The sequence below is a fragment of the Deinococcus budaensis genome, from assembly GCF_014201885.1.
Classification (GTDB): domain Bacteria; phylum Deinococcota; class Deinococci; order Deinococcales; family Deinococcaceae; genus Deinococcus; species Deinococcus budaensis.
Genome location: NZ_JACHFN010000014.1, coordinates 29,137 through 49,226, shown reverse-complemented (window position 1 = coordinate 49,226; position 20,090 = coordinate 29,137). Strand labels below are relative to the sequence as shown.

Below are 20,090 nucleotides of genomic sequence, written 5' to 3'. Positions count from 1 at the left end.
CGGGAAGGCTTCCCCTCCGTGTCCCCGCCGCCTAATTCCCACCTGCGCTCAGGGCCGGGCGCGGTCCTGGGTGATCGTGGGGGCGGTGACCAGGGCCTGCACGCCCAGAGCCAGCAGGGTGTCCTGGCCGCGCGTGAGCGAGCGCAGGTCTTCTTCGGTCTGGTCGCGCTGCTGGTCAGGCTGGACGCGCTCGGGGTAAGGCTGGCCGTCGGGCTTGATGTAGTTCAGGATGGTGAGTTGCAGGGCGGCGTCCCCCACCGGAAAGATGCGGGTGGCGGTGTTGCCCACGCCCGCCGTGCTCTCTCCAATCACCGGGCCGCGCCGCGCGTACTGCACCTCGTAGGCAAAAAACTCGCTGCACGAGGCGCTGCCCTTGTCCACCAGCACGGCCAGCGGCCCGGTCCACAGCTGCGGATTGCGGACGCTGCCCACGCTGCGGCCGTCTTCCAGGCGCGAGCCGCGGCTCACCAGCGTGCGCGAGTTGCCCTCCGCGCTGCGCGCCACCCGCGTGAAGCTGGGAACAAAGGCGCTGACCGAGCTGTCGCACTCGGCCAGGCTGCCGCCCGTGTTGCCGCGCAGGTCCACGATGAGGCCCTGGGCGCCGCGCAGCCGGGCTTCGGCCACCAGCTCGTGGACCCGCTGGGCGATGCCGCCGCCCGACAGGAAGGTCGGGATGCGCAGCACGGCCACGTTGCCTGCCGGGGCCGGGGCGGCCACCGCTGCTCCCGGCGCGGGCGCCCCGGTGAAACTCAGGCGCGGCAGGTCACGGGTGCTGCTGTCGCGCGAGGTGAGGGTGACCGTCAGCGGCGGCGCGGCGGGCTGTCCGGCGCGCTGCACGCCCAGGGTGATCGCCCGGCCCGCCAGCCGCGCCGCGCGCAGGGCCTCGTAGGTGTAGGGCTGACCGTCGAGGGTCAGCAGCACGTCGCCGCGCGTCAGGCCCGCCTCCTCGGCGGCGCTCTGGGGCACGACCTCCAGCACCACCCGGTTCTGGCCGTCGAGCGGGGCGAGCTTCACGCCGAACTGCCGCCGGTTGCCGCCGGTGGCGCTCGCCACGAACTCCGCGAAGTCCTCGGGCGTCTGAAAGAAGCTGTGCTCGTCGCCCAGCGCCGTCAACTCGGCCTCGATCACCGGGTACGCGCGGGCTTCCGGACAGGTTGTGGGCGCAGGCGCGCAGACCGCGTCGAGCCGCGCCTGGTACTCGCGGGCCAGCGCCGCGCGGTCCACGGTGGACAGGCCGCCGTACTCGCCTTGCAGCAGGCGGTTGACCTGATCGAAGGCCTGCTGGGCGGGCGAAGCCGGGGCGGCTGAGGGCGGGGCGAGCGGCGCTTGAAACGGCGAGGACACCGACTGGGCCAGCGTTCCGGACCCCAGCAGGCCCGACCCCAGCAAAGAGGCGGCAACGAGAAACACCGACAGGCCAGAGGCCGGGGTCCGGCGCGGGGTCACGTTCATGGGTACCCCCCATTCTGCTCCGGGCAGATGGGAGAATGGTGGGCTATAAACCCCGACCCGGTTACCAAAAACCCGTACTGGCGGGCACAATTTCCAGCCGGGCACCGCCCGCAGCTCGGCCCGGCTACGCCACCGGGCGGCGCTGGTACAGCTCGACGACCCGGTGCAAGAACCTCAGGCCAGGGCCGAGGCTGCTGGCCTGCACCCACTCGTCCTCGCGGTGGGCGTGGCCGCCCCGGTAGACCCCCAGGGCGATGGCGGGGAGGCCGTGCGGCGCGGCGGCGTTGGCGTCGGTGCTGCTGGAGGCCAGCCGCAGGTCGGTGCGGCCCTCGCGGGCGGCCTCGCGGGCGAGGTCCAGCAGGGCGCCCGACCTCAGGTCCCCGCCGGGACGGTCCCCGACGCGCTCCAGCCGCAGGCTGACCCCCACCTCGCGGGCGGCGGCGTGCAGGGCAGCCTGCGCCCGCTGGTCGAGGTCGGCCAGCAGGCCCGGATCGAGCGAGCGCAGGTCGAGCAGCAGTTCGGCGCTGCCCGCGATGGAGTTCACGCTGGTCCCGCCCGAGGCCAGTCCCACGTTCAGGGTGGTGCGCGGCGTGGCCGGGCGGTGCAGCGCATACAGCGAGGCCACCGCCACCCCCAGGGCGTGCAGGGCGCTGGGGGCCTGGTCCCCCCAGGAGTGCCCGCCGGGTCCCAGGAAGCTGGCCCGGTACCGCCGCACGCCCACCGCCCGGGTGACTGCCACGCCCAGGTACCCGTCCACCGCGACAAAGGCGCCCAGCTCCGCGCGGTGGCGGGCCAGCAGGTGCTTGGCCCCGCGCAGATCGCCCAGGCCTTCTTCGGCCACGTTGGCGGCGACCCACAGCGGACGGCGCAGCAGGCCCGTTTCTCCGCGCAGGTCGCGCAGCAGGGCCGTGAGCACCGCGAGGCTGGCGCTGTTGTCGCCCACGCCGGGGCCGACCAGCCGCCCGCGTTCCTCGCGCACCGTCACGTCGGTGCCGCGCGCGAACACGGTGTCGAGATGCGCCGCGAGCAGCAGCGCGGGGCGCCCCTCGGTGCCGGGCGGGGTCAGGCGGGTCAGCACGTTGCCGACCTCGTCGCGCTCGGTGACGTAGCCCAGCTCCTCCCACAGCGCCGCCATCAACGCCGCGCGCTCTCCCTCGTCGAAGGTGGGAGCAGGCGTCTGCGCGATGCGCGTGAGGTACGAGAGGGGCATTGCGGGCGATTCTAGCGGGACCGGAGGGACGCCGGACGCCTGCCCGGCCTTCACCCAGCGCTTAGGGGCGGCGCCCCCGCCCCACCCTCCCCCTGCCCCTCCCCGCGCCCGGAGCCGCCCCACGAACAACGCGCCCCAGGCCGCGAAGCCGGGGGCGCAGGGTCGCAGAGGGGCCTCAGCGGCGCAGCATCTTGGAGCCGATCATCGCGGCCAGGCCCACCAGGCCCGCCTTGACCATCGGGTTGCTCAGGGCGCCGCCCTGCGAGAAGGCGGCTTCCAGCGGGCTGCGGCCGTCTTGCATGGGCGCCTGCGCGGTGCGGGTATAGGCGTCCAGCAGGTCGTTGTCGTCGTCGTAGCGGACGTTCTGGACCGGGTTGGCGGGGCTGCGGACAATCGCCTCGCCCATCTGCTGGCGCTCCTGCGGGGACATCTGCGAGAAGTACTCGCGCATGATCTGCTGGCGCTCCTCGGGCGAGGCGTTTTGCAGGTAGTCCTGGATGTAGGCGGCGGCCTCCTGCGGGCTGACGGTGCCGTCCATGTTGGTGTCGCGGGGGTCGAGGCGGGCCATCTGCTCGTGGCGGTCACGTTGCTGGAAAAACATGTCTTACCTCCTGGGAAAAGGAACTGCCGAATGCTCCCCCACCCTAGACAGCTGGCCCGCAGCGTGCGTGAGGGCACACTGTAGGGGGGTTCATGGCCCGGGGCCGCCGGGGGACCACTCCGAAGTTGAGCCGGAGGGACATTCGCGCGCCAGGCGCGCTGCTAGAGTGCGCGCCATATGCGTTCTCTGGTGCTCATCGGTCACGGCTCCCACCTCAACGGCGAGTCGGCGGGCGCGGTCTACCGTTACGCGGAACTGATTCGTGGGCGCGGCCTGTACGACGAGGTGGTGGAGGGCTACTGGAAGGAAGAACCCTCGCTGCGCCAGGTGCTGAAAACCACCCGCAGCACCGACGTGACGGTGATTCCGATGTTCATCTCGGAAGGCTACTTCACCGAGACGGTGATTCCGCGTGAGCTGGGGCTGGGCCACCAGGGGCCGGTGGCGCCGGAGGGCGTCGCCCGCGTGCTGGGCGGCAAGACGGTGCGCTACACCCTGCCCTACGGGGTGCATCCGGGCATGAGCGACGTGATCCTGGCGCGCGCCCGCGAAGCCCTGCCGGACCTGAACCCCGCCGACACCGCCTTGATCGTGCTGGGCCACGGCACCACCCGCAACGAGAACTCCAACCGGGTGATCTACCAGAACGCCGAGCGCCTGCGCGCCTCGGGCCAGTTTGCCCAGGTCGAGGCCCTCTTTCTGGACGAGGACCCCAAGGTGGGCACCTGGCCGCAGGTCGTGACGGCCCCGCGCGTGGTCGTCGTGCCCTTTTTCGCCTCGGAAGGCTGGCACACCCTGGAGACGATTCCCGAGGACATGGGCCTGACGGGCGACGTGACCGAGTTTCCCGGGAATCCGGGCGGCCCGCAGACGGTGTACTACGCCAAGCCGGTGGGCACCCACGCGGCGGTCGCGGACGTGGTGCTGCACCTCGCCGAGGAGGCGCGCGGGGCTTCTCCCCACGGCGGCGACGAGGACCGCGGGCACGCCCAGGCCTGGGCCGCCTTTCTGGAGCTGGCCCGCCGGGGCACCCGGGTGGGCGAGGCGCTGGTCTTTCCGCAGGCCGGGATGTTCGAGCTGCGCCACGCGCTCGACGAGGGCCGCCCCGCGCCCGACCTCACCACCGTGGTGACCCCCGAGGGCCTGCGCGACCTCGCGCGCTTCGACGAGGGCGGGCACCACCGCCCGGTCCACACCTTCCGCACCCTGCCGCGCGGCTGGCGGGCGGTCGTGTCGGAAGAGGACCTGCCGCGCGCCATGCACAACCTCTACCCCGCCGTGGTCGAGGAGGGGTACGCGCACCACACCCACAGCCTGCGCGCGACCCCCTGGCCCACCACCGCCCGGCGCCAGACCGGCATCTATGCCCGCGTGACCCGCGCCACCCCCGAGCAGGTCGAGGAGGTCGCCAGGGACGTGTGCAGCCGCTGCCTCAAGACCCGGCTGTGGGCGGGAGAAAAGCTGGGCTGCACCTTCTTTGCGGGCGTCCCCGGCGCCATTCCCTGCCCGGAAGCCTGCACCTACTTCGTGGCCGAGATGCGCGAGGAGGTCAGCGGCAAGCGCGGGGGGGCGGGGGGGCACTCGCACGACCACTGAGGGAAGGCAGGGCGCGGGAAGCGGGCAAGTCCCCTGCGTCTGCGCCCCGCCTCCTCCTCACCGCCGGGTGAGACAATGCCCCCCATGACCGCCCCGCAAACGCCGCGTCCCGCCGCACCCGCCCGCTCCCAGGGGGGCGTGCCCAAGACCGTCTGGGATCTGGTGTTCACCCTGGTGATCCCGATCCTGATCCTGAGTCCCAACCTCCTGACCAGCGGCTTCAGCTTCTCGGAGAACGTGTTCGGCGGCGGCACCACTGGAAATATCCGGGCCTACCTGCTGGCGGCCCTGATTCCGGTCGCCTACGTGCTGACCGACCTTTTCGTGAACCGCAACGTCAGCCCGGTGGCCCTCATCGGCGGGGCAGGGGCGATCTTCTCGGGGGCGCTGGCCTTCTGGTACGTGGACGGCTTCTGGTACGCGGTCAAAGACAGCGCGCGGTCGTATCTGGTGGGCCTCTTTTTCCTGATCAGCGCGGGCACGCGGGTGCCGCTGTTCCGGGTCTTTCTGGACGCGGCCAGCATCGGGGAAAAGGCGCAGGACCGCGCGGCCACCCAGCAGGCCATGCGCGACCCTGCCGTCCACCGGGGGCTGGTCGCGGGCACCGTCACCTTCGCGGTGGTGGACCTGATCGGCGGCGTGGTGAACAGCGCCGTGAACTACGCCCGGGTGACCGCGAAGTTCGGCAGCGACGCCTTCAACGCCCAGGTGGCCGAGGTGAACGCCATCATGCGCGTGCCGGGCCTGGTGATCAGCCTGCTGGGCGTGGCCCTGGCGATCTACCTGGTTCAGCGCGCGGTGAAACGCCGCTACGGCGCAGAAGCCAGCCTGCTGGAACCCTCCAAGCTGGCCGAGAAGATGCGCGAACGCGGGGAGATCGGCGCGTAGTGGGCGGCGCGCCGCGTGGAGAACTTGTGGAGAAGCCAGCCCCGCCGCGTGCGGGGTCCTGCTTTTCCCACACCCCCCTCCCTACTCCCCGGTTCTGGCCCGCCGCTTCTGGTACGCCCCGGTCAGCAGTTCCGCGATGTACTCGCGGGTAAAGGGCATCCCGCTGGCCTCGGCGGCCGTGATCTCCGCGTCGCGGTTGTAGGTCAGCCGCACGAAGGTGGCGCTGTGGGCGGGGCTGTTCGGGTCGAACTCCAGGATCAGGTAGCTGGGCAGGGTGCTGTCGAGCGGATTGCCCACCGAGCCGGTGTTGATCAGGGGGCGGCCCTCCACGTCCAGCATCAGCGTCTCGTGCACGTCGGCGTAGACCAGCGCGTCGGCATGCTGGCGAAGGGCGAACTGCGGGTTGGGCAGGTAGGCGTCGAGCTGTTCGGCGAGGCTGGAGTGCGGGTACAGGCGGTGAAAGAGGCCCTTGCTGGAGGCGTGGACAAAGCGCCACCACGCGCCGCCAAACTGCTCCTCGATGCCGTAGGGCAATCCCGCGAGGTACGCGAGCTGATCGGGCGTGAGCCGGGCGCGCGGCCAGAGGTCCTGCGGGCGGTTGGTGGCCCCCGCGACCCGGGCGTCCCAGTTGCCCTGGATGACGCGGGTGGCGTGCTCGCGCGTCCACTCGACGACCTCGCGCGGGCGCGGCCCCTTGCCCACCAGGTCGCCCAGCACCCACAGCTCGGTGATGCCGCGCCGCTGAATGTCCGCGTGGACCGCCAGCGTCGCCTCCAGGTTGGCGTGCAGGTCCGAGAGGACGGCGAGACGGATCATATGCGCGGCAGTCTAGCCCAGCCGCCGGGGCGGGCCGGGAGAAACTGAAGGAATCCGGGAGAAGGAGAGCAGGGTCACCCCTCCCCCTACAGGCCCCCGCGCGGATTCACGTCCACCCGCACCCGTGCCTTCCAGGGCCGGTCGAGGCTGCCCAGCAGCTGGGCCAGCCGGGCGTCGTCGCGGGCGCGCAGCAGCAGGTGGTAGGGGTACACGCCGCGCAGCCGGGCGACCGGGCTGGGCGCCGGACCCAGGACCTCCCCGGCGGTGGCCCCGGCCCCGTGCAGGGCGTCGAAGATGTCCTGGGCGGCGACCTGCGCCTTGCCCGCGTCGCGGGCGGCGACCTCGACCTGCGCCAGCCGGGCGTGCGGGGGGTAGCCCAGGGCCTGGCGGGCGCGTTCCTCGGCGGCGGGGTAGGCCAGGGCGTCTTTGCCCTCCACCATCACCCGCAGGGCGGGGTGCTCGGCCTGGAAGGTCTGCACGACGATCAATGGCGCGCGCTCGGGGTGCCACTCGGCCAGTTGGCGCAGCAGACGGTGGTAGCGCTCGGAGGCGCGGAAGTCGGACACGTTGAGCCAGGTGTCGGCCAGGGTCACCCCGATCAGCGCGAGGTTGGGCGGCGCCTGCCCCGAGAGCAGCAGCTGGGTGCCCACCACCACGCCGCTCTCGCCCGCGTGCAGGGGGGCGAGGTCGTCTTGGCGGTCGCGGTCGCAGCGGTAGACCGGGAGGCCCGGCGCGAGCTTGGCGACCTCGGCGGCGATCCACTCGGTGCCGGGACCGCGCGCCTTCCACATCCGCTCGCCGCACTGTTCGCAGCGGTCGGGGACGGACTCGTGGTAGCCGCACTGGTGGCAGGTGAGCTGGCGGGTGGTCTGGTGAAACCGCAGCGGCACGTCGCAGTTGCGGCAGCCCGGGGTGTGCTCGCACGAGGGGCAGCGCAGCAGGGCCGAGTAGCCCCGGCGGGGCGCCAGCAGCGCCGCCTGCCGCCCGCGTTCCTGCACCTGCCGCAGCAGCCGGGCGAGGTCGTGGCTGATCGGGTAGCCCAGGTCGCCGGGGGTGAGGTGCACGCCGCTGAGGGGGCCGAGTTCGGGCTGCTCGGGCGGATTGGCGTAGTCCACCACATGCACCCGGGCGCGCGGGGGCGGCAGCACGGCCCCCGGCAGCGGCACGCTCTCGGCGGCGGGGGCGCCGCCCACCAGCGCCAGTTCGGCCCCGTGCGCGGCGGCCACCCGCGCGGCCACGTCGGGGACAAAGGCGCGCGACCCCGACTGGAGCTTGTAGGCGTCGCTGCCCTCCTCCAGCACCACGACCAGGGCGAGGTCGGGCAGCGGCGCGGTGAGGGCGAGGTAGCTGCCGACGACCAGCCCGGCGCCGCCCGACCGGATCAGCTGCCAGCTGTGCTCGCGCTCCACGCCGGACAGCGCGCCGCTCACCTGCACCGCGCGGGTGCCCGCCGCCGTGGCGAGGCCGGAAAGGCCCTCCCAGGCCCGGCGCAGGGTGGCGTGGTCGGGCGCGAGGACCAACACGCCGCGCTCCTCGGCGAGCAGCCGCAGCACGCGCGGCGCCAGCGTCCGGAAGCGGCCCAGGGGGCGGCCCCCGTGCAGCCGCCACGCGGGGGCTTCCGGCAGGCGGTCGGGATCGGGGGTGGTCCAGGCGGCCTCCGGGGCGGGCAGGGCAGGGGGCGAGGCGGGCACCGGCACGGTGTCGGCCCAGCCGCGCGCCGCCAGCGTGCCTGCCATGGTGGGGGTCAGCGCCACCCCGTCTGCCGAGGCGCCCGCAGCCCAGGCGCTCAGCGACTCGGCGGGGCCGACCTCGCGCAGCCAGGTCCAGGCGGGGGGCGGGGGAGCGTCCTCGAGGGCGTACCCCGCCCCGCCCGCGTTCAGCACCCCCGAGACCACCCCGGCGCCCACGCCCGCGCCGCGCGCCCAGGCGCTGAGGGTGGGTTGCGGGCCGTGCTGCGCCAGCCAGCTCCAGGCGACCCGGCCTTTCGGGGTCAGCGTGGCGGGGGCCTGGGGCGCGGCGCGCAGCACGGTCACGCGGCGGGCCCCGGCGGGCACCTCGGCCAGCGGGCGGGCGCGGACCACCGGGCGGGTGCGGGGCCGGGGCCGGAAGGCTTCTTCCAGCAGGCCCTGTTCGCGCACCGCGTCGAGCAGGCCCGGGGCAAAGGCCGCCGCGTCGGCCCAGGCCCGCGTCGGCGCCCGCGCGCCGAAAGCGCCCAGGTCCGCCCCCGCCACCGCCCGCACCCGGTGGTCGAGGTCGGCCTCCCAGCCCACGCCCAGCAGGTCGCCCCACACCAGCCCGGCGGGCAGGCGCGCGTCCTGCGCCCAGGCGGTGACCGCCCGCACGGTGGCGGGGGGCACCCAGGGGCCTTCCTCGTCGTCGAGGATATGGACGGCCTCGCGCAGGCGGTGGGTGCCCGCGCCCCCCTCCCCCTCGCTCACGACCAGCCCCACGGCCAGGTCGCCGCGCCAGGGCACCAGCACCCGGCAGCCCAGCGGCACGGCGCCCCCATACCCATGTGGGGCAGCAAAATCGAGCGCGGGAATGGGAAGGGCAACCACCACCTGCCAGGGCGCGGGCGGGCGGGGCGGGGCGGGCGGCGTCACACCCCCGACGCTAGCGCAAGCGGGGCGGGCGGCGGGGTGGGGCGGGTCGCAGACAACCCCGCTGCGGGGGGGGTGTGGGGCGCGTTACGCTGCCCTCCATGCCCACCCCCGTCCGCACCGGTTTGCTCCTGGCCCTCGTCGCCGCGCTGAGTTTCGCCACGCTGGGCATCTGGGGCAAGCTGGCGGGGGAGGTGGGACTGGGCACGTATCAGGTGCTCGCGTGGCGCTTCGGGCTGGTGGCCGCCGCGCTGCTGCCGCTGGTGGGCCGGGGACTGAGCTGGCCCCAGCGGGGGCCGCTGCTGGGGGCCGGGGTGGTCTACGTGCTGGCGACGTTCTGCTATTTCGGGGCGCTGGGGCGCGTCACGGCGGGGGCGACCGGGCTGCTGCTCTACCTCGCGCCCGCCTTCGTGATCCTGTTCGGGTGGCTGGCGGGGCAGCGGCCGGGCGCGGCGCGGCTGGGGGCGGTGGCGCTGGCGGCGCTGGGCCTGGGCCTGGTGGTGGGGGTGCCGGGGGCCGGCGACCGCGATCCCCTCGGGCTGGCGCTGGGAGCCGGGGCGGGGGCGCTCTACGCGGCCTACCTGCTGGCCTCCGAGCGCTGGCTGCGGGGCGTCCCCCCGCTCGCCGCGACCGGGCACCTCGCGCTGGTGGGGGCCGCCGCCTTCGGGGCGCTGGCGGCGGCGCGGGGCGAGCTGGGCATGCCGGAGGGCGCCGCGCAGTGGGGCGTGATCCTGGGCATGGCCGCGCTGCCCACCCTGATCGCCGTGCCCGCCCTGTACGGGGCGGTCTCCCGGCTGGGCGCGGCGCGGGCCAGCCTGCTGGGAACGCTGGAGCCGCTGTTCACGGTGGCGCTGGCCTTTCTCGTGCTGGGGGAACCCCTGCGGCCCGCCATGCTGCTGGGCGGGGCGCTGATCCTGGCGGGCGCGGCGCTGGCGCAGGGGCCTGGGGGCGAAGCGCGTCCAGCCCCCGCCCCCGCCCCGTCTCCCCTATCCTGACCGCACACAAAAGGAGGCAGGATGCGCTTAATGGGACGGGTGGGCCGGGGCCTGCTGTGGATCATCTTGATCGTGCTGACGCTGCTGCTGGCGGCGGTGCTGTGGCTGAGGGCGACCTCCACCCCGCGCACGGGCGGCACGGTGACGCTGGCGGGCCTCTCGGGGCCGGTCACGGTCACGCGCGACGAATGGGGGGTGCCGCACATCCGCGCCCAGGCTTCGGACGAGGACGCCGTCTTCGCGCTGGGCTTCGTGCACGCGCAGGACCGGGCCTGGCAGATGGACTTTCAGCGCCGGGTCACCCAGGGGCGGCTTTCCGAGGTGCTGGGTGAGGCGGCCCTCTCGCAAGACCGCTTCTTGCGGACCTGGGGCTTTTACCGGGCGGCGCAGTCCGCCCTGCCCGCCCTCTCCCCGCGCTCACGGCGGATGGTGCGGGCCTACACGGCGGGGGTGAATGCGGGACTGGCGCAGGGCAAACCCGCCCCCGAGTTCCGCATCCTGGGCTACACGCCCGAACCCTGGACCGATGTGGACTCCATCGCCTGGAGCAAGCTGATGGCCTACGACCTGGGCGGCAACTGGGACGAGGAACTGCTGACCGCGCGCGTGGTGCGGCGGCTGGGCGAGGCTGGGCTGGACGCGGTGCTGCCCCCCTACCCGGCGAACGCGCCCACCATCCTGAGCGCGGAGGAGGTCGGGCAGGAGGGAGCGACCCCCGGCGGCTCCGGCCACGCGGGGGCCACCCTCCCCGCATCCACCCTGGCAGCCCTGCAAGCCCATCTGGACGCCGCCCGCTCGCTGGGGATGGAGCGCGTGCCGGGCAAGGGCAGCAACAACTGGGTGATCGCCGGCAGCCGCACCGCGACCGGCAAGCCGATCCTGGCCGACGACCCGCACCTCGCCCTGAGCAGCCCGATGCTGTGGTACCTCGCCGACCTGCGGGGGCCGGCGCTGCGGGTGATCGGGGCCAGCATTCCGGGCCTGCCCAGCATCGTGATCGGGCGCAACGACCGGGTGGCCTGGGGGGTCACCAACGTCAATCCCGACGTGCAGGACCTCTATGTCGAGCCGGAGGGCGCGAGGCTGACCAGCCGGACCGAGGTCATCAAAGTCAAGGGAGGGGAGGACGTGCGCCTCACCGTCCGCGAGAGTCGGCACGGGCCGGTCATCTCGGAGGTCGGGGCGGGCGAGGCGGGGCCGCGCGTGGCGCTGAAATGGACCGCGCTGGCGCCCGGCGACACCACCCTCGACGCCTTCCTGGGCCTGAACTACGCGCAGGACTGGGACGACTTCCGCGCGGCGCTGCGCGCCTACGTGGCGCCCAGCCAGAGCTTCGTCTACGCCGACGTGGACGGCAATACCGGCTACTACGCGCCGGGCCGCATCCCGGTTCGCGGCGGCTGGGACGGCTCGCGCCCGGTGCCCGGCGACGGCTCGCGCGAGTGGCGGGGCTTCATCCCCTTTGAGAAGCTGCCCCACACCTACAACCCCGCCGACGGCCTGGTCGTGACCGCCAACAACAAGGTGCTGCCGGGCGGCGCCGACAGGCTCGCCAACGTCCGCAACTGGGCCGAGCCGTACCGCGCCGGGCGCATCACCGACTTGCTGAGCGCCCAATCCGGCGGCCTGACCCTGGCGGACGTGCAGCGCGTTCAGCTCGACACGGTCAGTCTGGTGTGGCAGGACCTGAGGCCGCTGCTGCTCGCCACCCGGCCCGGCAGCGACCTCAGCGCCCGCGCCCTGGAATTGCTGCGCCCCTGGGACGGGAACCAGACGGTGGACAGCGTGCCCAGCACCATTTTCGAGGCGTGGCTGGCCGAGTTGCAGAAGGTGGCGCAAGACGAGCTGGGGGACGAGACGCGCCTGACCAGCCTCGCGGTGCGCCAGCAGCTGCGTGAGGACGGCGCACTCTGCCGTGACGAGACCGCCCGCCTCGGGTCCTGCGCCGACGCCCTGCGCGCCAGCCTGAACAGAGCGGTGGACACCCTCGCCGCCCGCCTCGGCCCCGACCCCGACGAATGGACCTATGGCCGGGTCCACACCGTCGCCAGCAACCACAGCGCCTTTGGCAAGGTGGGCGCGCTGGCGTGGCTGTTCAACCACTCTGCGCCCACGCCCGGCGGCACGAACACGGTGAACGTGGCCCGCCCCCACCCCGAGACCCTGCGCCAGACCCACGGCCCCAGCTACCGCCACATCATCGATCTGGCGGACATGAACCGCAGCGTGTACGTGGGCAGCCTGGGCCAGAGCGGCAGCCCCTTCGGGAACCACGTCAGCGACCAGCAGGCGAAGTGGGCCTCGGGCGAGTACCTCCCCATGAGCACCGACGAGGCCGACTGGGGGCGCACCCGCACGCTGACGCTCACGCCCGCGCCGTGAGGCACGGCAACTTCGCGCGTGCCGGAGTCCCGGGGACGCCAGAATCAGGAGGATGACCCTCCTCCGTTTGACAGGCAGTCTGCTGCTGGCCCTCGGTCTCGCCTCCTCGGCGCTGGCGGGAGGCGGCGGCCCTCCTCCCCCGCTCACCGGGGCACTGACGCCCGCGCCCTGCGCCTATCCCCTCTCGGACACGCTGCAAGCCCGCCGGGTGCAGTGCGCGCGGCTGCGGGTGCCCGAACGGCACGCCCGGCCCGGGGGCAGGAGTCTTTCGCTGTTCGTGATGATCGTCCGCAGTGACCGCCCGGCACCCCAGCCCGACCCGGTGGTCTACCTGCACGGGGGGCCGGGCGGCACCATCGAGGGCGAGGCCCGGAGCATGACCCGCCTGGAGCTTCAGGGGCTGAGTGCGGACCGCGACCTCGTGCTGTTCGACCAGCGCGGCAGCGGGGCGTCGCGCCCGGCGCTGGCCTGCCCGCACCCCCGCAGCGAGGCGCAGCAGGTCGCGGCCTCACGCGCGCGCGGCCTCTTCGCGCCCGAGGAGGCCGGGGACGTGCTGGCTTGCCGCGATGCCCTGACCCGCCAGGGCCTCGACCTCACCGCCTACACCAGCGCCGAGAGCGCCGGGGACGTGGACGCCCTGCGCCGGGCGCTGGGGGCCGCGCGGATCAACCTCTACGGCGTCTCCTACGGCACCCGGCTGGCGCAGGAGGTGCTGCGCCGCTTTCCCGGCACGGTCCGCAGCATGGTGCTCGACAGTCCGGTCGCCGCCGGGCGAAACTACTGGGCCGGTCTCGACGCCTTTCTGGACCGGGCGGTGGCGGCGCGGCTCCAGGCGTGCGCCGACGATCCGGTATGCGCCGCGACCTACCCGGACATCCGGGCACGTTACAGCGAACTGCTCACGCGGCTGGACCGCGAACCGCTGGCCGTGACCTACCTCAGCCAGGCCAGCGGGGAGAGCTACGAGGTCGAGGTGCGGAGCCGCGACGTGCAGCGCCTGCTGTTCACCCTGATGTACAGGGGCGGCTCGCCCTCCTGGATTCCCGGGCTGGTGAACGCCCTGTGGAACGGCAACACCGCCGACCTGGGCACCCTGCTGTCCCGCGAGGGAACCTCGGCCAGCATTAATCTGGCCAGTTACGCCATCGGCTGCCCGGAAACCCGGGGGCTGCCCGGAGTGGGTGCCAACTCGGGGACCCGGGCGGTGCTGTCTCTGGGGATAGCGGAGGCCATCTGCGCGGCCTGGCCGCCCGCCGGGGACGCGGCGTTGCGGCAGCCGGTCCGCTCGCAGACGCCCACGCTGATCCTGACCGGCGAACTCGACCCGGTCACGCCGCCCGACTATGCGCCCCTGCTGAGCGCGGCGCTACCGAGGTCGCAGTGGGTGAATTTCCGCTGGAACGGACACGGACAGCTGTGGCAGGGAGGCGAATGCGCCAGCCGACTGCTACGGGCCTTCTGGCAGCGGCCCGGCCAGCCGCTGGACGCGGGCTGCGCCGCCCAGCGCGCGGACTAATCCGCCCTCCCATCCTCCCCCTGAAGCGTCAGCACCAGCCGCCGCGCGCCGCCGTCGTCGCGGTGCTCGCACAGGTACACGCCCTGCCAGGTACCCAGCGCGAGCCGCCCGTCCCGCACCGGCAGCGTCAGCGCAGGCCCCAGCAGGCTCGCCTTGATGTGCGCGGCCATGTCGTCTGGCCCTTCCAGCGTGTGCTCGAACTCCCCCCAGCCGTCGGGGACAAGGTGGTTGAAATAGCGCTCGAAGTCGCGCCGCACGTCGGGCGAGGCATTCTCGTTCAGCGCGAGGCTGGCCGACGTGTGCTGGAGAAACAGGTGCAGCAGCCCCGCGCGCACCCGCGTGAGTTCGGGCACGGCCGCGACCACCTCGCGGGTGATGAGATGAAAGCCGCGCGGGCGGGGCGCGAGGCGCAGGTCGTGCTGGGTCCACATGTAGAGAGGGTACGCGGGAGGCGGCGCGCGGTTGTTCTCTTTGCGCTTCTCCGCGCGCCGCGCCCTGCTTTCCCCCTCATCGCCTGCGCGTAGCCTGGGCGGCGACCCATGCGACGCCTTCTCATTCCGATGCTGTTGACTCCGCTGATGACCACCGCCGCGCCCGCCGCCGCCCTCTCCTCGCTGACGCTGCCCGTCACGGTGCCGCTCTCGGGGGTGCAGGGGGCCGCCAATGCCCGGGTACCCGCCGAGTTCGCGCGGGTGGACGAGTCGCGCGAGTTCGCGGGCGGGCTGCTGAGCGTGCGGCTTCAGGGCACCGTCACGCGCGCCGGGCACGTCAGCGTCAGGCCCGCGCCGGAGGGTGACGCTTTGATCGTCAGCGTGCCCATCCGCGCGAGCTTTCGGGCCGAACCGGCGGGACTGGGATCGTTCCTCGCGCGCGATTTCGGCGGGGCGGCGACCGTCAGCCTGCGCGTCCAGCCCTTCGTGACCTCCGACTGGCAGGCGGGCGCGAAGGTGACGGGGGACTACACCTGGACCGATCCGCTGGGCGTGGACCTGACCCCGGGCGTGCGGGTCAGCGTGCAGGCGCTGGTGGACCCGCAGGTGCGGGCGCAGCTGGACCGGGTGGCGGCGGAGGTCTCGCGGGCCATCCGCGAGGGAGCGGACCTGCGGGCGCGGGCCGGGGCGCTGTGGGCGCGGGCGGGCCAGCCCTGGACGCTGCCCACCCCCGACCCCGCCTACGCCCGGGTGACGCCGCGCAGCCTCAGCGTGGGTCCCTTCCGCTTCACCCCGGAGGCGCTGAAGCTGACGGTGGGGGCGACCTTCGACCTCGCCGCCGGGCTGGGCCGCGCCCCGGCGCAGGCGCCCACCCCGCTGCCCGCGCTGAAGGTGGCCGCGCCGCCCGCCTCCGGGGTGGACCTGCGGGTGCCGGTGCGCCTGCCCTACCCCGAGCTGTCGCAGGCCGCGACCCGCGAGGCGGCCCGGCGCACCTTCGCGCTGCCGGTGCCCCTCTCCCCCACCCTGAGCGTCGAGCGCGTAACCGTCACCCCGCGCGGCTCACGGCTGAGCGCCGCCGTGACCGTCCGCGTCTCCGGTCCGCTGGGCCTGCGGGTGCGCGCGACCGCCGACGTGGCCGGAACGCCGACGCTCAACCCCTCGGGGCAGGCCGTCACCCTGAGCGACGTGACCGTCACCACCCGGCGCGAGGGCCTGACCGGGCGGGTGATCGGCTGGCTGGCCGACGCCCGCGCGCAGGCGTACCTGCGGGAGGCCGCCCGCTTCGACCTCGCGTCCCGGCTCGGGCAGGTGCGGGGGCAGGTCCAGGCCCGGCTGCCCTTCTCGCCCGCGCCCGGCGTGACCCTCTCGGGCACCGTGGGGGCGCTGCGGCTCAGCGGCCTACAGGTCACCCCGGACGCCCTGGTGGTCACCGCCGCCGCCGGGGGCACGCTGGCGGCGGCGGTAGACGTGGGGCAGGGGCGGTAGGGGGTCGCCAGTGACCCCCCCCCATCGCCAGCAGGAAGGTCCCAGCATGAGCTGAAGCCTGCTTCCAGTCGCCAGGAAGCGGGCTGACTCCCCCTACCGCCGCCCGAAGGACGTGCTGCTCGCTGCGGGCGCCGTGCCCACCGCCGTGCGCCCCACCTCGCCCGCGCGGCCGCCGGGCGCCGCCGGGGCGGCAGGAGGCGGCGTGAAGCCCCCCGGCGTGGCGAAGTTGGCCGCGCCCCCGGTGCCCGCCGTGGGGTCGTTGGCGAGGCGGGCGAACTCCTTGGGGTCCACCGCGCGCTCGACCCCGGTGTCGTAGGAGATCACCCGGCGGCGGTAGAGATTCGCCAGGAAGGCGTCCATCGTGACCATGCCCTCGCGGGCGCCGGTCTGCATGGTGGACACGATCTGGTAGGTCTTGCCCTCGCGAATCAGCGATCTCACGGCGGGGTTGGCGATCAGCAGTTCGTAGGCCAGCACCCGGCCCGGCCCGTCGGCACGCGGGAGCAGCTGCTGGGTCATCACCGCGACGAGGTTGTTGGCGAGCTGCACCCGGATCTGCTCCTGCTGCTCTTCGGGAAACACGTCCACGATGCGGTCGATGCTTTCGGGCGCCGAGTTGGTGTGCAGAGTGCCCATCACCAGGTGCCCGGTCTCGGCGGCCGTGACGGCGGCCTTGATGGTCTCGTAGTCGCGCATCTCGCCCACCAGGATCACGTCGGGCGCCTGGCGCAGGGCGGCGCGCAGGGCCTCGTTGAAGCCCAGGGTGTCCGAGCCGACCTCGCGCTGGTTCACCACGCTGCGCTTGTGCATGTGCATGAACTCGATGGGGTCCTCAATGGTCACGATATGCAGCTTGCGGGTGGAGTTGATGTGGTCGATCATCGCGGCCAGGGTGGTCGATTTGCCCGACCCGGTCGGCCCGGTGACCAGCACCAGCCCGCGCGGCGAGGCCGCCAGGTCGATGATGTTCTGCGGCAGCCCCATCTCCTGGGCGCTGCGGATCGTCGTGGGAATCAGGCGCAGCACGCCGCCCACGAAACCGCGCTGCATAAAGGCGTTCACGCGGAAGCGGGCCTTTTCGCCGAGCGCGAAGGAAAAGTCCAGCTCGCGCTTTTCCTCGAAGGTGCGTTGCTGGCGCTCGTTCATCATCGAGTACATCAGCTTGCGGGTCTCGGTCGCGGCGAGTTCGGCAAAGCCGTGCGCCTCGTACACGCCGCTGAGCTTGAACTGCGGCGGCAGTCCGACGGTCAGGATCACGTCGGAGGCGCCCTTCTCGGCGGCAAAACGCAGGATGTCGGTGATGTCGGCGGGAGGCTGGGTCATGGGGGAACCTCGGTGAGCAGGGAGTGGTCCGTGGGGAGTGGAAACAGAGGGGAAGGGGGGCTGATCGCTGGCGGCTGGAAGCTGGCCCCGCCTAGCTGCTCGTCACCGCCAGCACCTCGTCGAGGGTGGTCAGGCCCGCGAGCGCCTTTTCGATGCCGTCCTGGCGCAGCGTCCTCATGCCGCTCTCGCCCAGGGCCACGTCGCGCAGCTCGGCGGCCGTCTGTCCGGCCCCGATGGCGCGGCGGAGGGGGTCGTCGATGATCATCAGCTCGTGGATGCCCATGCGGCCCTTGTAGCCGGTGCCGCCGCAGCGGGCGCACCCGGCGCCGCGGCGCAGGTTGGCGCCCCGCACCTCGCTCTCCGGCAGGCCCAGGCGGCGCAGCACGTCGGGGTCGGCGTTGGTGGGCTGGGCGCACTCGCCGCAGACCCGGCGCACCAGCCGCTGCGCGAGCACGCCCACCACCGAGGCGGAGATGTTGAAGGGTTCCACGCCCATCTCGTCGAGGCGGGTGATCGCGCCCGGCGCGTCGTTGGTGTGCAGGGTCGCCAGCACCAGGTGGCCGGTCAGCGCGGCCTCGGTGGCGATCTTGGCGGTCTCGGTGTCGCGGATCTCGCCCACAAAGATGATGTCGGGGTCCTGGCGCAGAAAGGCGCGCAGGGCGCGGGCGAAGGTCATCCCGGCGGCCATGTTGACCTGCGACTGCACGATCCCCGGAATCTCGTACTCGATGGGGTCCTCGATGGTCGTGGTGTTTTTCTCGGGCCGCGCGATGCGCTTGAGGGTCGAGAAACTGGTAAAGGACTTGCCCGACCCCGTGGGGCCGGTGACCAGAAAGATACCGTTGGGCTTTTCGATCACGTCGAGGTAGCGCTGGTAGTTGTGCTCGGAAAAACCCAGCTGCTCGACTTCCGGGATGTTCTCGGCCTTTTGCAGCAGGCGCATCACGGCCTTCTCGCCGTAGACGGTGGGCAGGGTCGAGAGCCGGAGGTCGATGTCGATGCTGCCCTTCTTGAAGCGCACCCGGCCGTCTTGCGGAATGCGGCGCTCGGAGATGTCCAGCTGCCCCATGATCTTGATGCGCGCCAGGATGCTCTGGGCGCTGCCCCGGGGCAGCTCGTTTTGCTCGCGCAGCACCCCGTCGATGCGGTAGCGCACCCGCAGCGAGGTGGCGGTCGGCTCGATGTGAATATCACTGGCCTCCTGCAACGCCGCTTCCCGGATCAGGTTGTCCACGACGCGCACCACGGCGTTGTCGTCCAGCCCCGCCGAGAGGTCCACGTCGCTTTCTTTTTTGACCTCGCGGGCCTTGCTCTCGGCGACCAGGCGCTTGCCCAGGTCCGCCATGTCCTGGTTGCCGAAGTAGCGCTCGATCAGGCGGGTGATGTCCTTTTCCGCCATCACCGCCGGAACGATGTCGCGCCCGCTGATCAGCTTCAGGTCGTCGAGCGCGAAGACGTTGCGCGGGTCTTTCATCGCCACGACGAGCGAGTCGCCCTGGAGCCGCACCGGGACCACCCCGTAGCGCCGGGCGGTGCCCTCGGGAATCAAGAGGGCCACCTTGGGGTCGGGCGGATTCTGCGCGGGATCGAGGTACTCGTAGCCGAGTTGCGCGGCCAGGGAGCGCGCCAGCATCTCGGGGCTGAGTTTGCCCGACTGCACCAGGGTGTCTTCCAGGCGGCCCCCGCCCGCGTTCTGCTTGTGCAGCGCGGCGGTGATGTCCTCGGGCGCGGCAAAACCCAGTTCGACGAGGACCTCGCCCAGCGGCTTGACCTTGCCGCCGCGCGCCTGGACCTGAAGCGCCTCGCGCAGTTGCGAGCGCGACAGGGTGCCCTGCTGCACCATCTGCTCGCCCAGCCGCCCGCGCTGGGGATAGCAGCGCTCGATCAGGGCGTCCACGTCGCGCGGCTTGGCGAGCACCAGCGTGACCGGGCGCCCGATCAGCGTTTCCAGCTCCTCGCGGCGCCGGGGGTCGGTGGTGAGCACCGTCAGGCCGCGCGCGTCCTCCTCGACCGGCACCGCCGAGAGCCGCAGGGCGTCGGCGCGCAGCAGGGCGCCCAGCACATGCTCGGCCGGCTGATAGGCGCCCGGGTCGGGCTGGTAGGGCACGCCCGCCTGCTCGGCCAGCACCCCGTACAGCTGGTCTTCGCTGAGCAGGCCCCGCGACAGCAAGACCGCGCCCAGCGCCTCGCCCGTCTGCTGCTGCACGTCGAGCGCCACCTGAAGCTGCGCGTCGCTGAGCAGGCCCTGGGCAATCAGGCGCTCGCCCAGCCGGTCGCTGCCCCGGTCTTCCTCGGGGCCGCTGGGCAGCAGCGGCGTCAGGCCGAGTTCGGGGTAGTAGGTCGCCAGCGACCACATGACCTGCTCGCGCAGCGCCTGATACGGCTCAATGTTCAGGCCCGAGTCGTCTTCCAGCGCCTCGATCGCCACGCTGGACAGCGGATCGACCAGCGCGACGCGCAGGGTGCCCTCCTCACGGGCAAAGGGAAAGGCCTGCACCGCCTGGGCGGTCGCCGCCTGCACCGCCCCGACCGCCGCCGCCTCGGGCGTGACGACCAGCAGGTTGACCAGCGGAATCCCCAGCGCCTCTTCGATGGCGCGGGCGATGCGTTTCTCGCCCACCTGCCCCGAGTCGATCAGGATGTCGGCCAGCCGCCCGCCGACCTCGGCGTGGCGCACCAGCGCCTTTTGAAGTTCCGTGTCGCTGACGTATCCCTGTTCGAGCAGGATCGCCCCCAGCCGCCGGTCACCGATAGAAAGTGCCACTGTGTCTCCTCATGTGTGTGGGGGGGATGCG

At 73.1% G+C, this 20,090-nt stretch carries 14 protein-coding genes; 6 read left to right on the top strand and 8 right to left on the bottom strand.

Annotation, left to right across the window (positions count from 1 at the left end; translation table 11 throughout):
* Positions 1–48: 48 nt before the first annotated feature.
* The 3 genes from HNQ09_RS15220 to HNQ09_RS15210 all read right to left on the bottom strand — a co-directional run bounded on the left by HNQ09_RS15220 (position 49) and on the right by HNQ09_RS15210 (position 3,263).
* A complete protein-coding gene (locus tag HNQ09_RS15220; protein ID WP_184031040.1) occupies positions 49–1,452 on the bottom strand; it encodes a S41 family peptidase in 1,404 nt (467 codons plus the stop codon).
* A gap of 124 nt (positions 1,453–1,576) precedes the next feature.
* Positions 1,577–2,662: a M20/M25/M40 family metallo-hydrolase gene (locus HNQ09_RS15215; RefSeq protein ID WP_184031037.1), complete on the bottom strand. Its 1,086-nt coding sequence runs from the start codon at positions 2,660–2,662 to the stop codon at positions 1,577–1,579.
* Between the two features lie 175 nt (positions 2,663–2,837).
* Complete coding sequence (locus HNQ09_RS15210) at positions 2,838–3,263, bottom strand: EF-hand domain-containing protein (protein ID WP_184031034.1); 426 nt, start codon at positions 3,261–3,263, stop codon at positions 2,838–2,840.
* A gap of 177 nt (positions 3,264–3,440) precedes the next feature.
* Here HNQ09_RS15210 and HNQ09_RS15205 point away from each other — a divergent pair, with 177 nt between their 5' ends.
* Positions 3,441–4,859, top strand: coding sequence for a DR2241 family protein (locus HNQ09_RS15205; RefSeq protein ID WP_184031032.1), 1,419 nt, complete (start codon positions 3,441–3,443; stop codon positions 4,857–4,859).
* 84 nt (positions 4,860–4,943) lie between these two features.
* Entirely contained in the window at positions 4,944–5,747 is an 804-nt protein-coding gene (locus HNQ09_RS15200; protein WP_184031031.1) for a VC0807 family protein, read from the top strand.
* An 81-nt stretch (positions 5,748–5,828) separates the two neighbouring features.
* On the opposite strand, the gene HNQ09_RS15195 is transcribed toward HNQ09_RS15200, so the two are convergent.
* Positions 5,829–6,563, bottom strand: a complete 735-nt coding sequence (locus HNQ09_RS15195; protein ID WP_184031029.1) for a metallophosphoesterase family protein — start codon at positions 6,561–6,563, stop codon at positions 5,829–5,831.
* 86 nt (positions 6,564–6,649) lie between these two features.
* Positions 6,650–9,166, bottom strand: a complete 2,517-nt coding sequence (gene priA / locus HNQ09_RS15190; protein ID WP_343057851.1) for a replication restart helicase PriA — start codon at positions 9,164–9,166, stop codon at positions 6,650–6,652.
* A gap of 98 nt (positions 9,167–9,264) precedes the next feature.
* Here priA and HNQ09_RS15185 point away from each other — a divergent pair, with 98 nt between their 5' ends.
* From HNQ09_RS15185 to HNQ09_RS15175, 3 genes are read left to right on the top strand one after another with little or no spacing between them, the layout of a single operon-like run.
* Positions 9,265–10,158 (top strand): DMT family transporter, encoded by an 894-nt coding sequence (locus HNQ09_RS15185; RefSeq protein ID WP_184031027.1) that lies wholly within the window; start codon positions 9,265–9,267, stop codon positions 10,156–10,158.
* Between the two features lie 21 nt (positions 10,159–10,179).
* Positions 10,180–12,540, top strand: a complete 2,361-nt coding sequence (locus HNQ09_RS15180) for a penicillin acylase family protein (RefSeq protein ID WP_184031025.1) — start codon at positions 10,180–10,182, stop codon at positions 12,538–12,540.
* 52 nt (positions 12,541–12,592) lie between these two features.
* Positions 12,593–14,056 carry an alpha/beta hydrolase gene (locus HNQ09_RS15175; RefSeq protein WP_184031023.1) on the top strand — a complete coding sequence of 488 codons (1,464 nt, stop codon included), beginning with the start codon at positions 12,593–12,595 and terminating at the stop codon, positions 14,054–14,056.
* Here the strand turns inward: HNQ09_RS15175 and HNQ09_RS15170 are convergent.
* Positions 14,053–14,487 carry a secondary thiamine-phosphate synthase enzyme YjbQ gene (locus tag HNQ09_RS15170; RefSeq protein WP_184031021.1) on the bottom strand — a complete coding sequence of 145 codons (435 nt, stop codon included), beginning with the start codon at positions 14,485–14,487 and terminating at the stop codon, positions 14,053–14,055. The two genes, HNQ09_RS15175 and HNQ09_RS15170, sit on opposite strands and share 4 nt — an antisense overlap.
* A 108-nt stretch (positions 14,488–14,595) precedes the next feature.
* Between HNQ09_RS15170 and HNQ09_RS15165 the strand changes: the two genes are divergently transcribed.
* On the top strand, positions 14,596–15,972 hold the full coding sequence (locus tag HNQ09_RS15165) for a DUF4403 family protein (RefSeq protein WP_184031019.1): 1,377 nt from the start codon (positions 14,596–14,598) through the stop codon (positions 15,970–15,972).
* 93 nt (positions 15,973–16,065) lie between these two features.
* Here HNQ09_RS15165 and HNQ09_RS15160 read toward each other — a convergent pair whose 3' ends face one another.
* Together HNQ09_RS15160 and HNQ09_RS15155 are read right to left on the bottom strand one after the other, a co-directional pair.
* Entirely contained in the window at positions 16,066–17,295 is a 1,230-nt protein-coding gene (locus HNQ09_RS15160; RefSeq protein WP_184031018.1) for a type IV pilus twitching motility protein PilT, read from the bottom strand.
* 91 nt (positions 17,296–17,386) lie between these two features.
* Complete coding sequence (locus tag HNQ09_RS15155; protein ID WP_184031015.1) at positions 17,387–20,059, bottom strand: ATPase, T2SS/T4P/T4SS family; 2,673 nt, start codon at positions 20,057–20,059, stop codon at positions 17,387–17,389.
* Between the last annotated feature and the right edge of the window lie 31 nt (positions 20,060–20,090).